The sequence below is a fragment of the Streptomyces sp. NPDC057939 genome (assembly GCF_042887545.1).
GTDB lineage: Bacteria > Actinomycetota > Actinomycetes > Streptomycetales > Streptomycetaceae > Streptomyces.
The window spans coordinates 145,871-158,767 of sequence record NZ_JBHVPG010000008.1 but is presented as its reverse complement, the minus strand read 5'-3'; the positions used below and the strand labels follow the sequence as shown (position 1 = coordinate 158,767).

General features: G+C 73.0%; 12 protein-coding genes. 6 read left to right on the top strand and 6 right to left on the bottom strand.

Annotated features, from left to right (window positions below):
• Positions 1 to 55: 55 nt before the first annotated feature.
• Positions 56 to 724, top strand: coding sequence for a uridine kinase (locus ACFVS6_RS12540; protein WP_389703153.1), 669 nt, complete (start codon positions 56 to 58; stop codon positions 722 to 724).
• Positions 725 to 850: 126 nt separating this feature from the next.
• Here the strand turns inward: ACFVS6_RS12540 and ACFVS6_RS12535 are convergent, their stop codons facing one another.
• Positions 851 to 1,756: a carbohydrate kinase family protein gene (locus ACFVS6_RS12535; RefSeq protein ID WP_389703151.1), complete on the bottom strand. Its 906-nt coding sequence runs from the start codon at positions 1,754 to 1,756 to the stop codon at positions 851 to 853.
• A complete protein-coding gene (locus ACFVS6_RS12530; RefSeq protein ID WP_389703149.1) occupies positions 1,753 to 2,685 on the bottom strand; it encodes a pseudouridine-5'-phosphate glycosidase in 933 nt (310 codons plus the stop codon). The genes ACFVS6_RS12535 and ACFVS6_RS12530 overlap by 4 nt, the downstream gene beginning before the upstream one ends.
• Positions 2,686 to 3,034: 349 nt before the next feature.
• Between ACFVS6_RS12530 and ACFVS6_RS12525 the strand changes: the two genes are divergently transcribed.
• Positions 3,035 to 3,415, top strand: coding sequence for a cupin domain-containing protein (locus ACFVS6_RS12525; protein WP_389703147.1), 381 nt, complete (start codon positions 3,035 to 3,037; stop codon positions 3,413 to 3,415).
• Between the two features lie 69 nt (positions 3,416 to 3,484).
• On the opposite strand, the gene ACFVS6_RS12520 is transcribed toward ACFVS6_RS12525, so the two are convergent.
• From ACFVS6_RS12520 to ACFVS6_RS12510, 3 genes are all read right to left on the bottom strand, one after another.
• On the bottom strand, positions 3,485 to 4,735 hold the full coding sequence (locus tag ACFVS6_RS12520; protein WP_389703258.1) for an MFS transporter: 1,251 nt from the start codon (positions 4,733 to 4,735) through the stop codon (positions 3,485 to 3,487).
• Between the two features lie 250 nt (positions 4,736 to 4,985).
• A complete protein-coding gene (locus tag ACFVS6_RS12515) occupies positions 4,986 to 5,549 on the bottom strand; it encodes a methylated-DNA--[protein]-cysteine S-methyltransferase (RefSeq protein WP_389703145.1) in 564 nt (187 codons plus the stop codon).
• A 108-nt stretch (positions 5,550 to 5,657) separates the two neighbouring features.
• Positions 5,658 to 6,584 carry a glycerophosphodiester phosphodiesterase gene (locus tag ACFVS6_RS12510; RefSeq protein WP_389703143.1) on the bottom strand — a complete coding sequence of 309 codons (927 nt, stop codon included), beginning with the start codon at positions 6,582 to 6,584 and terminating at the stop codon, positions 5,658 to 5,660.
• Positions 6,585 to 6,775: 191 nt separating this feature from the next.
• Here ACFVS6_RS12510 and uvrB point away from each other — a divergent pair, with 191 nt between their 5' ends.
• The 3 genes from uvrB (at position 6,776) to ACFVS6_RS12495 (ending at position 11,648) form a co-directional block, all read left to right on the top strand.
• Positions 6,776 to 8,920, top strand: coding sequence for an excinuclease ABC subunit UvrB (gene uvrB, locus ACFVS6_RS12505; RefSeq protein ID WP_389703141.1), 2,145 nt, complete (start codon positions 6,776 to 6,778; stop codon positions 8,918 to 8,920).
• Positions 8,921 to 9,008: 88 nt separating this feature from the next.
• Positions 9,009 to 9,587, top strand: coding sequence for a TerD family protein (locus ACFVS6_RS12500; protein ID WP_281208937.1), 579 nt, complete (start codon positions 9,009 to 9,011; stop codon positions 9,585 to 9,587).
• A 54-nt stretch (positions 9,588 to 9,641) separates the two neighbouring features.
• Positions 9,642 to 11,648: a TerD family protein gene (locus tag ACFVS6_RS12495; RefSeq protein WP_389703139.1), complete on the top strand. Its 2,007-nt coding sequence runs from the start codon at positions 9,642 to 9,644 to the stop codon at positions 11,646 to 11,648.
• 93 nt (positions 11,649 to 11,741) lie between these two features.
• Here the strand turns inward: ACFVS6_RS12495 and ACFVS6_RS12490 are convergent, their stop codons facing one another.
• Positions 11,742 to 11,876, bottom strand: coding sequence for a hypothetical protein (locus ACFVS6_RS12490; RefSeq protein ID WP_389703138.1), 135 nt, complete (start codon positions 11,874 to 11,876; stop codon positions 11,742 to 11,744).
• Positions 11,877 to 11,896: 20 nt separating this feature from the next.
• Between ACFVS6_RS12490 and ACFVS6_RS12485 the strand changes: the two genes are divergently transcribed.
• Entirely contained in the window at positions 11,897 to 12,886 is a 990-nt protein-coding gene (locus ACFVS6_RS12485; RefSeq protein WP_389703136.1) for a TerC family protein, read from the top strand.
• The last annotated feature ends 11 nt before the right edge of the window (positions 12,887 to 12,897 follow it).

Genomic DNA, 12,897 nt, shown 5'->3' with positions numbered 1-12,897 from the left:
TCCACCGGTGATCCCTACGTGGAAAAAAATAGGCCCCGCCACTGACAATGGGCAGGTGCAGCTCCAAGCGATCACCTGGCAGCGGCTGGCCGGACGGCTCGCCGCCCACCTCGACACCCCCGGCGGAGCCCCCGCCGACGCCCCTCCCGGCCCGCCGGGAGGGGCGACCTGGCAGCGCGTGGGCATCGACGGCGCGCCCGCCGCCGCGACCGACGTCCTCGCCGGTCACCTCGCCGACGCGCTGCGCACGCGCCGGCGTTCGGTACTGGTCGTGGGCGCCGGGGGCTTCCTGCGACCGGCCTCGCTCCGCTTCGAGTACGGGCGCCACGACGTCGACTCCTACCTCGGCGGCTGGTACGACACCGGCGCCCTGTGGCGCGAGGTCTTCGGCCCGACCGACCCCGGCGGCAGCGGACGGGTGCTGCCCGACCTGTGGGACCCGGTGACCGACCGGGCCACCCGCAGCCCCTACGTGGAACTCGCCCCGGGCGGCGTGGTGATCGTGCACGGACCGCTACTGCTGGGGCACTGGTTCCCCTTCGACCTCAGCGTGCACATCGGACTCTCGCCCGGTGCCCTGGCCCGCCGCACCGAGGAGTCCGAACGCTGGACGCTGCCGGCGTTCGCCCGCTACGCCCGGGAGACCGGCCCGGCCACGGCCGCCGACGTCCTGGTCAAGGCGGACGATCCGCGCCACCCGGCCTGGAGCGGGCTGCCGGACTGAGCGGGCGGCCGAGTCGGGCGGCGATCGGCGGTCGGAGGTGCGGCGATCGGCGGGCCGCAGCCGGAGGAACCGGACCGGTCGGGCCCCGTTCCGGATCGTCCTACGGGGCTTACGGGGCTTACGGGGCTACGAGGGTCGGCCGCCCAGCCGTCCGACCGCCAGGGCCGCCGTCCGACACCCCGCGCGCGCCGCCTCCACCGGGTCCGCGCCGTCCAGACGGGCGGCGAGGAACCCGCCGGTGAAGGCGTCCCCGGCCCCCGTGGAATCCACCGCCTCGACGGGCTCCGCCCCGACCTCGGCGGTGATCCGGCCGCTCTCGGCGACCAGCGCCCCGCCCGCGCCGAGCGTCACCACCACCAGCCCCGCCCGCCGGCTCAGTTCCACGGCCGCGCGGGCCACCCCGGCCGGGTCCGGCAGGCCGGCCAGCAGCCGGGCCTCGTCCTCGTTGGGCAGGAGCACGCCGACCCCGGCCACGGCGGTCAGGAACCGCTCCCGGCCCAACGCGGCGAGGAACCCCGCCGAAGCGGGGTCCACGCTCACCGACACCCCCCGCGTGCGGGCCGCCCGCAGGGCGACCAGGGCCAGTTCGCGGCTGGAGTCGGCGAAGAACAGGTACCCCGACAGGTGCAGGTGCGCGGCGTCGTCCAGCAGGGCCGGCGCCCAGTCGGCGGGGCACAGGCGCAGCGAGGCCCCGCTGTCGGTCAGGAAGGTGCGCTCGGCGTCCTTGCCGACCAGGGCCACCACCGTTCCCGTCGGCTCCGAGCGGTCGATCACCAGTCGGGGTCGCACTCCCGCGTCGACCAGGGCCCGTTCGTGCCAGCGCGCCGAATCGGAACCCACCCGCGCGAGGAGGCGCACCTCCGCCGTCCCCGTACGGGCCGCCCAGCACGCGGCGTTGGCGCCCGCCCCGCCCGGCAGGGTGCGGATCCGGGCGGCGGTGTCGGTGGCCGGTGCCAGCGGTTCCGCGTGCACCGCCACGACGTCCGTGACCACGTCGCCGACCACCAGCAGCGCCCCCGGTGCGCCGGTCACGGCCGCGCCGCCCAGGCCCGCGCGATGCGGGCCCCGAGCCGTACGTTGCCCCGCACCGCAGCCAGGTTCGCCTCCAGCGAGGCGCCGCCCGTCGCCCGCACCAGGAACCCCAGCAGGAACGGCGTCACCGCCTGCCCCGTGATGCCGCGCTCCCGGCACTCGGCCAGGGCCTCGGTCAGGACCCGGTCGTGGAGCTCGGGATCCAACTGCTCGGCGAGCGGCACGGGGTTGGCGACCAGCAGGGCGGAATCCGGTCCGCCGAGGGCGTCCTGGGCGGCCATCACCTCGGCCACCTCCTCCGGCCGGTGCACGGTCCAGTCCACGGGTTCGCCGGAGTCGGCCAGGTAGAAGCCGGGGAAGCGGGTCGTGCCGTAGCCGAGCACGCCCACCCCCAGCGTCTCCAGCCGCTGGAGCGTCGCCGGCACGTCCAGGATCGACTTCACCCCCGCGCACACCACCGTGATCCGGGTCCGGGCGAGCAGCGACAGGTCCGCCGACTCGTCCAACGACCGCGCCCACTCCCGGTGCACGCCGCCCAGCCCGCCCGTGGCGAAGACCCGCAGCCCGGCCCGCGCGGCGAGCAGGGCCGTCGCCGAGACGGTCGTCGCCCCGGTCGCGCCCGTCGCCAGGGCCGGAGCAAGGTCCCGGTGGCCGAGCTTGCGCACGTCCCCACCCGAGGCGATCCGTTCCAGTCGGGCCTTGTCGAGGCCCGCGTGCGCGACCCCGTCGAGCACCGCGACCGTAGCCGGAACCGCGCCCTCCGACCGGACCAGGGCTTCCAGTTCCAGCCCCACCTCCAGGTTGCGGGGACGCGGCAGGCCGTGCGCGATGATCGTCGACTCCAGGGCGACGACGGGCCGCCCCGCGTCGATCGCCTCGCGCACCTCTTCGGACAGGACCGGGACCTCGGCTGCTCTGTGCTGTGGCATGTCCCCATCCATGGCACGTGATTCGCGCCCCCAAACGCGCCGTCCCCGCTCCGGCGCGAACCTGTCCGAGTAGCGTGCCCCCGTGAGCGCGGACGGCCTCCGCGACGGACTCGGCGACCGCCCGGACCGTCACGGGGCGGAACGCGTGCCGCGACGCCACGGGCACCCACCCCGGCCCACGGGCCACCGCCCGCGCCGCCCTGGCCGAAATCCGGCGGGCGTCCGTGCCCGTCCACGGGGCCCGACGGACGCCGTCCGCACCCGCTCGACGCAATGACGCGTCCGGGCGGCCCACGCTGGACGCTCTGAACACCCCGTGCCCGGCGCCCCGGCCCTAGGCTGACGCGCCATGAGCACCAGTGACCACGGCCCCGCCGCCCCCGCCTCCTTCGCCCTCTCCGTCGCCGACTTCCCCGACGCCGAACTGGAGACGGAGGACCTCGACCCCGCCCAGATCCTCTCCGGCACACCCGTGGTGACCGGCAAGGTGCTGTGGGAGTCCGCGGACGGCTCGCAGATCAGGGGCATCTGGCAGATCACCCCCGGCGTGGTCACCGACACCGAGGCCGACGAACTGTTCGTCGTCGTCAGCGGCCGCGCCACGATCGAGGTCGAGGGCGGCGCGACCCTGGAGGTGGGCCCCGGCTCGGCCTGCGTCCTGCGGGAGGGCGACAGGACCACCTGGACCGTCCACGAGACGCTGCGCAAGGCCTACCACATCAACTGCTGAGCCCCTCGAAATCCGCCCCCGGGATCCGCCCCCGAGATCCGCCGCGAGGGCCGCCCCGCGAGGGCTGTCCTACGAGTCCGCGGCCGCCCGGCCCTTCGCGGGCCCGGGGTGGCGCCGCGCGGTGAACAGGGCCAGCGCGGCCATCGGCAGCAGCAGCGCGGCGCCGATCGCGTTGAGCCAGCCGTAGCCGGCCTGGGACATGATCAGGCCGGCCGCGGCGCCGCCGACCCCGGCGGCGGTGTTCATCGTCAGGTCGCTCAGTCCCTGGACGGCGGCCCGCACGGGCTGCGGCACCGAGTCCGTCAGCAGCGCGGAACCGGCGACCATGCCGGCGGACCAGCCCAGTCCGAGCAGGAAGAGGCCGACGGCGCTCTGGGCGTGGCTGCCGTCGGCGGTGCCGGCGAGAAGCGCGGCGACGGACAGCAGCCCGGCCGCGAGGCCGATCACGGAGAGTCGGCCGAGGCGGTCGGCGAGCCATCCCATGACGGGGGAGAAGGCGAACATCCCGGCGATGTGGCCGCTGATCACCAGGCCGACGAGCCGGAGGTCCGCGCCGTGGTGACCCAGGTCGACCGGGGTCATCACCATGATCGAAACCATGGTGGTGTGCGACACGGCGACGGTCACCAGTGCGAGGCGGGCCCGCGGTGACGCCCTGACGGCGGCGAACCCGGCGCGCAGCGAGCGCCCCTCGCGGCCCTGTTCCGCGACCGGGGCCAGGGCCCGGGCCGTCAGCAGCGGATCCGGCCGCAGGAACACGCCGAGCAGCGTGCCGGTGAGGACGAAGACGGCGGCGGCCCAGACGAACGGACCGGCCGTCTGGGGTATGGAGGTGCCGGCGAAACTGTCGCTGGCCGGGGCCGACAGGTTGGGGCCGAGGACCGCGCCCACGGTCGACGCCCAGACGACCACGGAGATCGCGCGGGCCCGGTGATCGGGCTCGGCGAGGTCGGCGGCGGCGAACCGGGCCTGGAGGTTCGCGGAGGACGCCGCGCCGAAGGCGGCCATGCCGACCATGAGGAGCGGGAAGCTCTTGATCGCGGCGGCCAGTACGACGAGGCCCGCGCCGAGGGCTCCGACGGCGTACCCGACGACGAGCCCGGGGCGTCGGCCCCTGGCCGTCATCAGGGCGGCCAGCGGCAACGAGACGAGGGCGGTGCCGATCACCGCCGCCGTGGAGGCGAACCCGGACAGCGCCTCGGTACCGCTGATCTCGGTGGCCAGTACGGGAGCCAGGGCGATGCTGATCGGCACGCCCAGCCCGCCGATGGCCTGGGCGGCGATCAGGACGCCCGAGATCCTGCGCCGGATCCGCGGCAGCGCGGCCGGGTCGACCGGCCCGCCCTTCCCCGCGGGGGCGGGGGAGGCGGCCGCGGCGCCGGGAGCGGCTCCGGGGGAGGCGGTCACGCCGGACACCCCCGTCGCGTCGGGGGCAGGAGGCGGGCGGTGAGGCCTGATGCGGCGGGAGTCGTCACGGCGGAAGTGTCCCACCCGCCACCGCGCGGGGGAACCGGATGCCGGCCCGCCGGCCCGGCCGGGCGGGAGGCCCGCCGGGAGGGTGAGGCGCAGGTCAGAACAGGGGCTGCGGAAGTACCCCCTCCAGCGCGAGCAGGATCCGCTTGGTCTCCACGCCGCCCCCGAAGCCCCCGATGCCGCCGTCGTTCTCCACGACCCGGTGGCAGGCCACCACCAGCGGCAGCGGGTTCGAACCCATGGCGTTGCCCACGGCCTGGGCCGCCCCCGGCTGCCCGACGCGGGCGGCCAGTTCCCCGTACCCGACGACCGATCCGTAGGGCACGGACCGGTCCAGTTCCAGCAGCACCTGGCGGTTGAAACCGGAGCTGAGCCGCCAGTCCAGCGGCAGTTCGAAGCGCCGCAGCGAACCGGCGAAATAGTCCTTCAGCTGGCGTATCGGCTCCGCCAGCAGCACCTCCGCGCCCGGTCGCGGCCGCACGGCGTCGGCTCCGAGCCGCGAGACCAGCGCGCCGATCATCCGGTCGGCGCGGTCGGGTCCGGCATGGAACTCGACCCGGACCAGCCCCTCGGGGGTCGCGGCCAGGAGCAGGGGACCGATGTCACTGGCGACGACGGTCCATTCGAGGTGCGGCCCGCGGGGCCGCTCGGTGCTGTCCACGCGTCCACCGTACGGCCCCGCACCGACAGCGCGGACGGTGTCCGCGGGACCGGCCCGCGGTGCGCCGGCTCGGGGCCGACCGGCCCGCGGGTTCCGGTCGGGCGGGCCTCAGAACCCGCCGACGGCCTCGCGCACCACGTCGGGGGCGTTGGTGATGATGCCGTCGACCCCCATGTCCCGGACCTTCCGGGCCGTGGCGGCGTCGTCCACGATCCAGGTGTCCACCTCCATGGCCCGGCCGTGAGCACCCCGCAGCCGGTGCACCGCCGCGACCCAGTCGGCCGAGATCGTGGTGTGCCAGGGGTTGATCCGGTCGGCGAACTCGGCGTACAGCGGCAGATCGGCCACGGCCGGGGTGCCCAGGAACGCCGTCACGAGGTCCGGGCGCAGGTCGTGCACGACGCGGACCGAGTCGGCGCTGAAGCTCTGCACGACCAGGCGCTCCGCGACGCGACGCTCCTCCAACCAGCCGGCCTCCTCCAGCACCTCCAGAGTGTCCTCCTCGATCCCCGGGTAGAGCTCGGGCTTCTTGATCTCCAACAGCAGTCGCTGCTGGTTCAGCCGTACCCGGTCCAGGTACTCGCGCAGCGTCGGCACCCGGGCCCCCGTGTGACCGCCGTCCCCGAACCAGCTCCCCGCGTCCAGCCGGGCGATCTCGGCCGCCGTGAAGTCCCGGACCCGCCAGGGCCGGCGGTCGGGGAACACCTCCTCCACGTCCGTCGTGCGCGCCAGGGTGTCGTCGTGGATCACCACGAGCTCGCCGTCCCTCGTGCGCTGGACGTCGTTCTCGACCCAGTCGAAGCCCAGCTCCCTCGCCAGGTCGACCGCTTCGAGGGTGTTCTCCGGGGCGTAGGCAGAGGCCCCCCGGTGCGCGTACACGACGGGGCCCCCCAGGCCCATCGGGCCCGGCCCGGCGGAGGGGGCCGCGGGACCCGGGCCGGGGGCGGCGGCCGCGACCGTCCCGCACAGCACGGTCAGGGTGAGTCCCAGGAATGCGGCGGCGGCGGCCGCCGCGGCGGGTCGGACGACGTACATCTGCAGTTCTCCTCGAATCGAGAGCCGTGTTCGTGCGGCAAACGGACGCGGGGCGCCGGACGTTGCGGCGGTGTACGGCAGAGGGCCGAATGCGCGGCGATCACGGAGTGGAAGATCACCGCGGTGTCACCGGAGCGCGCCGGACGGACCGGACCCGTGCTGCTGTCGGTGGGGGGCCGTACGGTTGACCCATGCGGCCCGTATCGAAGATCGAACGCACGGTGGCGCCTTTCGAGGTCGTCAGCCCCTACCAGCCCAGCGGCGACCAGCCGGCGGCCATCGCCGAGCTGGAGAAGCGCATCCGCGCAGGTGAGAAGGACGTCGTACTGCTCGGCGCCACCGGCACCGGCAAGTCGGCGACCACGGCGTGGATGATCGAGAAGCTTCAGCGCCCGACCCTGGTGATGGCGCCGAACAAGACCCTCGCCGCCCAGCTGGCGAACGAGTTCCGAGAGCTCCTGCCGAACAACGCCGTCGAGTACTTCGTCTCGTACTACGACTACTACCAGCCCGAGGCCTACGTACCGCAGTCGGACACCTACATCGAGAAGGACTCCTCGATCAACGAGGAGGTGGAGCGGCTGCGCCACTCCGCGACCAACTCGCTGCTGACCCGCCGCGACGTGATCGTCGTCGCCTCCGTGTCCTGCATCTACGGCCTCGGCACCCCGCAGGAGTACGTCGACCGGATGGTCTCCCTCAAGATCGGCGAGGAGATCGACCGGGACCAGCTGCTGCGCCGCTTCGTCGACATCCAGTACACGCGCAACGACGTCGCCTTCACCCGCGGCACCTTCCGGGTGCGCGGCGACACCATCGAGATCTTCCCGGTCTACGAGGAACTGGCCGTCCGCATCGAGATGTTCGGCGACGAGATCGAGGCCCTCTCCACCCTGCACCCGCTGACCGGCGAGGTCATCAGCGAGGACCGCGAGCTGTACGTCTTCCCCGCCAGCCACTACGTCGCCGGCCCCGAGCGCATGGAGAAGGCGGTCCGCGGCATCGAGGCGGAGCTGACCGAGCGCCTCGCGGAGCTGGAGAAGCAGGGCAAGATGCTGGAGGCCCAGCGGCTGCGCATGCGCACCACCTACGACCTGGAGATGATGCGCCAGATTGGGTCCTGCTCCGGCATCGAGAACTACTCGCTGCACATGGACGACCGCGAGCGCGGCTCCGCCCCCAACACCCTCATCGATTACTTCCCCGAGGACTTCCTCCTCGTCATCGACGAGTCCCACGTCACGGTGCCGCAGATCGGCGCCATGTACGAGGGCGACGCCTCGCGCAAGCGGACCCTGGTCGACCACGGCTTCCGGCTGCCGTCCGCGCTCGACAACCGGCCGCTGAAGTGGGAGGAGTTCCAGGGGCGGATCGGCCAGACCGTCTACCTGTCGGCCACTCCCGGCAAGTACGAGCTCTCCCGCGGCGACGGCTTCGTCGAGCAGATCATCCGCCCCACCGGCCTCATCGACCCCGAGGTCGTCGTCAAGCCCACCGAGGGCCAGATCGACGACCTGGTGCACGAGATCCGCGCGCGCGTCGAGAAGGACGAGAGGGTGCTGGTCACCACCCTCACCAAGAAGATGTCCGAGGACCTCACGGACTACTTCCTGGAACTGGGCATCCAGGTCCGCTACCTGCACAGCGACGTCGACACCCTGCGACGCATCGAGCTGCTGCGCGAGCTGCGCGCCGGCGAGTACGACGTCCTCGTCGGCATCAACCTGCTGCGCGAGGGCCTCGACCTGCCCGAGGTGTCGCTCGTGGCGATCCTCGACGCCGACAAGGAGGGGTTCCTGCGCTCCGGGACCTCCCTCATCCAGACGATCGGCCGCGCGGCCCGGAACGTCTCCGGTCAGGTCCACATGTACGCGGACAAGATGACCCCGGCGATGGAGAAGGCCATCGACGAGACGAACCGGCGCCGCGAGAAGCAGATCGCCTACAACACCGCCAACGGCATCGACCCGCAGCCGCTGCGCAAGAAGATCAACGACATCGTCGCCACGATCGCCCGCGAGGAACTGGACACCGAGCAGCTGCTCGGAACCGGATACCGGCAGGCCAAGGAGGGCAAGGGGGCCAAGGCTCCCGTTCCCGCGCTGGGCGGCAAGGCGGTCGCCGGGAAGGGTGCGAAGGGCGGCAAGGGCGCGAAGGGCGCCGAGGTGCTCACCGACCGTCCGGCCGCCGAACTGGCCGCGCTCATCGAGCAGATGACCGACCGGATGCGGGGCGCGGCGGCCGAGCTCCAGTTCGAGGTCGCCGCCCGGCTGAGGGACGAGGTCGGGGAGCTGAAGAAGGAGCTTCGCCAGATGAAGGAAGCGGGTCTCGCCTGACCCGGGGGCGGTCAGTAGGGTTGGGTCTCAGCCGCAGGAACACGCTGCGCACCCGTTATCGGGGCGGGCTACGGAGAGGGGACAGCGCGTGACGGTCAACATGACCAAGGGTCAGGCCATCAGTCTGCAGAAGGCGGACGGCGGGACGCTGACGGCGGTCCGCATGGGCCTCGGCTGGCAGGCGGCCAAGCGCCGCGGACTGTTCGGTTCGCGGACCCGGGAGATCGACCTGGACGCGTCGGCGGTGCTCTTCGCCGACAAGCAGCCCGTGGACGTGGTGTTCTTCCGCCACCTGCAGAGCGACGACGGCTCGGTCCGGCACACCGGCGACAACCTCGTCGGCGGCGTCGGTCAGGGTGGGGACGACGAGGCGATCCTCGTCGACCTCCAGCGCGTGCCGGTGCACATCGACCAGATCGTCTTCACGGTGAACTCGTTCACCGGCCAGACCTTCCAGGAAGTGCAGAACGCGTTCTGCCGCATCGTCGACGAGACCAACGGCCAGGAACTGGCCCGTTACACCCTCGACGGCGGCGGCCAGTACACCGCGCAGATCATGGCGAAGGTGTCCCGGGCGGGCACCGGCTGGCAGATGACGGCCCTCGGCAACCCGGCCAACGGCCGGACCTTCCAGGACCTGATGCCGGCGATCCTGCCGCACCTGTAAGCAACGCGAGCAAGCAACGCGAGTACGAAGAAGGCACGGGGGAGGGGCTGCACGATGACGGCCGAACTGGTCCGGGGGCAGAACCACCCCGTGTCCCTGAGTCGGGTGGAGGTCAGGGTCTCGGCGGGCGCGCCCGTCCTGGCCCTCGCCTCGCTCGCGGACGAGCAGGGCAGGATCCCCGGCCCGGCGGCGCTGGCGCACCCGGCCGCCCCGGCCCGCCCCGGACTCGGGGTGCTCGGGGCGGCCGCCGACCGGCACGCCTTCACCGTCGACCTGGACGCGGTCGAGGCCGACGTCCACCGGGTCGCGGTACTCCTCGCCCTCCCGCCGGGCGGCGCGGTCCGCTTCGGCGCGGTCCCCGCCCCCTACGTGGCGGTCGCCGCCGAGGGCGGGGCCGAGCTGGCCTGCTTCACCCTGACCGGGCTCGACGCCGAGACGGCCGTGGTCGCCCTGGAGCTGTACCGGCGCCAGGGCGCCTGGAAGGTCCGGGCCGTCGGCCAGGGGTACGCCACGGGCCTGGCCGCCCTGCTCGCCGACGGCGGACTCCCCGAGTCGGAGGCGACCGCGCTGGCCGCGGCCGTCCTGGGGGCCACCGCACCGCTCGACGGCGCCGACCGCACCCTCGCGACCATGCCCACCCAGGTCCGGGACCTCGGCGCACCCGCCGACACCCTTTCCCGGGACACCTCCCTCCAGGACACCGGTCCGCAGGACGCCGTCCCGGCGCCCGTCACGCCCACCGCCGGAGCGCCGGACACCGTTCCCGTCCCGCCGCTCCCGTACCCGGGCCCGCCCGGCCCCACGACGCCCGGCCCCGGCGACGGAGGGCCGCCCACCATCGACTACGCACACCCGCGTCGCCGCCGCACCAGCACGGAGCCGCCCGAACCCGGCCCCCGCCCGGCGCCGGCCGCGGAGCCCGGACAGCCGCCGCGCCCCGTCGCCGGGGACGCCGCCGGCTGGTCCATGGAGGAGCGGCTCTACAACCAGGTCTGGGGGATGTTCGAGGACCTGGCCCGTGCCGTCGCCGCCTACCGCGGCGCCGTCGAGTTCGCCGACTCGCGGCTGGACCGGGAGCTGGACGACGCCCTGTCCGACCCCCGTCACCGCCTCGGCGGCTCCGGCAACGCCGCGCGGGACACCGCGCGGGCCCGCCACGACGAGCTGGTCGCCCGGGCCCGTGCCGTCCTCGACCGTGACCTCGTCCAGCTGGCCGCGGAGGTGGAGGTGGTCGAACCCGCGCTGCCGGCCGCGTACGCCCGCTGGGACAACCCGGTCTGGCACGGCCGGCTCGTCCCCGAGGAGGGGCCCCTCGCCCTGCGCCTCGGCGACCTGAGCCTGCCCGAGCGGCCCGACCTGCGGATCCCCATGCTGATGCGGTTCCCGCTGGAGCGCGGGCTGTGGATCGACAACGGCCGCACCGGCTCCGAGGCCGCCATGGCGATGGACACCGACCGGCTGCGGCGCGCGGCCATGGACATGGCCGTCGCCCACATGGTGCGGCTGCTCGCGGTCCAACCCGCCGGTCGGCTGTCCGTCCACGTGATCGACGCCGCCGGGGCGGGCGCGGCCTCGCTGGCCCCGCTGGTGAACGCCGGGGTCCTGGCCTCGCCGCCGGCGGCCGGAGCGGCCGGGGTCACCCGGACGCTGGCGCAGCTGACCCGGCGGGTGGACCTCGTACAGATGGCCCTGCGCGCCGGGGCGCCGGAGGAACTGCCCGCGGACGTCGACCGGGCGGAGCAACTGCTCGTCGTCCACGACTTCCCCCACGGCTTCGACGACCGCGCCGTCACCCAGTTGCGCTACCTGGCCGACGAGGGCCCCGCCGTCGGAGTGCACCTCCTGATGGTGGCCGACCGCGACGAAGCCTCGGCGTACGGTCCGCTGCTGGATCCGCTGTGGCGGTCGCTGATGCGGCTGTCCCCCGTGCCGGACAACCACCTGGCCGACCCCTGGGTCCAACACGCCTGGACCTTCGCACCCGATTTCCCGCCCGCGGGCAGCCGGGTCCTGGAGCAGGCGCTGGAGAGATTGGCGCGGACGCGACGGAACGGCGGATGACCAACCACTGACCAGCGCTTGGTACTCCCTTTACCTTTTCCGGGGCGGGCGGGTACTCTGGTGCGTGCGGAGGGGAGTATTCCTGCTTTCCTGCTACGGCGTGCCCGTCAATACGGACCACTGCGGATCACCAGCGCAGTCGGGCCCGGGGCGTCGGCCCGCGGCCTCCAGGTCGTACGGGTGGAAGAGACCTCCGGCAGCGATGACGCTGACGAAGTGCTGAGCCATCCGCCGGAGGCGTGTTCACAGTGGAAGTTTCCTGGGCCCTTTGGGCCATGACCATTCTTGGTCTGTCCCTGCTCATCGGCGCCGATTTCTTCATCGGCCGCAAACCGCACGACGTTTCGATCAAGGAAGCGGGCATCTGGACGATCGTCTGGATCGTCCTCGCCGTGCTCTTCGGCCTCGGCCTGTGGTTCTTCGGCAACGGCCAGGCCTCGCAGGAGTTCTTCGCCGGCTTCATCACCGAGAAGTCCCTGAGCGTCGACAACCTGTTCGTCTTCGTCCTGATCATGGCGAAGTTCGCGGTCCCCTCCCACCTCCAGCAGCGGGTGCTGCTCATCGGTGTGCTGATCGCCCTGGTGCTGCGCGCGATCTTCATCGCGGCCGGTGCCGCGATCATCGCCAGCTTCTCCTGGGTCTTCTACATCTTCGGCGCGTTCCTGATCTACACCGCGTGGAAGCTGATCCAGGAAGCCCGCAAGGACGAGGACGACGAGGAGTTCGAGGAGAACCGCCTCCTCAAGTCGGTCGAGAAGAAGTTCGGCGTCGCCGACCGCTACCACGGCACGAAGCTCTTCATCCAGAGCAACGGCAAGCGCGTCCTGACCCCGCTGATGGTCGTCATGCTCGCCATCGGCACCACCGACGTGCTGTTCGCGCTGGACTCGATCCCCGCGATCTTCGGCCTCACCCAGGACCCGTACATCGTCTTCACCGCCAACGCCTTCGCCCTGATGGGTCTGCGCCAGCTGTACTTCCTCATCGGCGGCCTGCTCAAGAAGCTGGTCCACCTCAGCTACGGCCTGTCGATCATCCTGGGCTTCATCGGCGTCAAGCTGGTGCTGCACGCCCTGCACGAGTCCGGGGTGCACGTCCCGCAGATCTCCATCCCGGTCTCGCTGGGCGTCATCTGCGGCGTCCTGGTGATCACCACGATCACCAGCCTGATCGCCTCGAAGAAGCAGGCGGCGGCCGAGGCCGCCGCCGACCCGGAGACCAAGAGCATCGACGCCTAGGTCCCTGCCCC

Bases quoted from the DNA above. Each gene is read 5' to 3' on its own strand.
- ACFVS6_RS12495 (WP_389703139.1), top strand. From the start codon at position 9,642: ATGACGGCCGAACTGGTCCGGGGGCAGAACCACCCCGTGTCCCTGAGT.
- ACFVS6_RS12530 (WP_389703149.1), bottom strand. From the start codon at position 2,685: ATGCCACAGCACAGAGCAGCCGAGGTCCCGGTCCTGTCCGAAGAGGTG.
- uvrB (WP_389703141.1), top strand. From the start codon at position 6,776: ATGCGGCCCGTATCGAAGATCGAACGCACGGTGGCGCCTTTCGAGGTC.
- ACFVS6_RS12510 (WP_389703143.1), bottom strand. From the start codon at position 6,584: ATGTACGTCGTCCGACCCGCCGCGGCGGCCGCCGCCGCCGCATTCCTG.
- ACFVS6_RS12490 (WP_389703138.1), bottom strand. From the start codon at position 11,876: ATGGCTCAGCACTTCGTCAGCGTCATCGCTGCCGGAGGTCTCTTCCAC.
- ACFVS6_RS12525 (WP_389703147.1), top strand. From the start codon at position 3,035: ATGAGCACCAGTGACCACGGCCCCGCCGCCCCCGCCTCCTTCGCCCTC.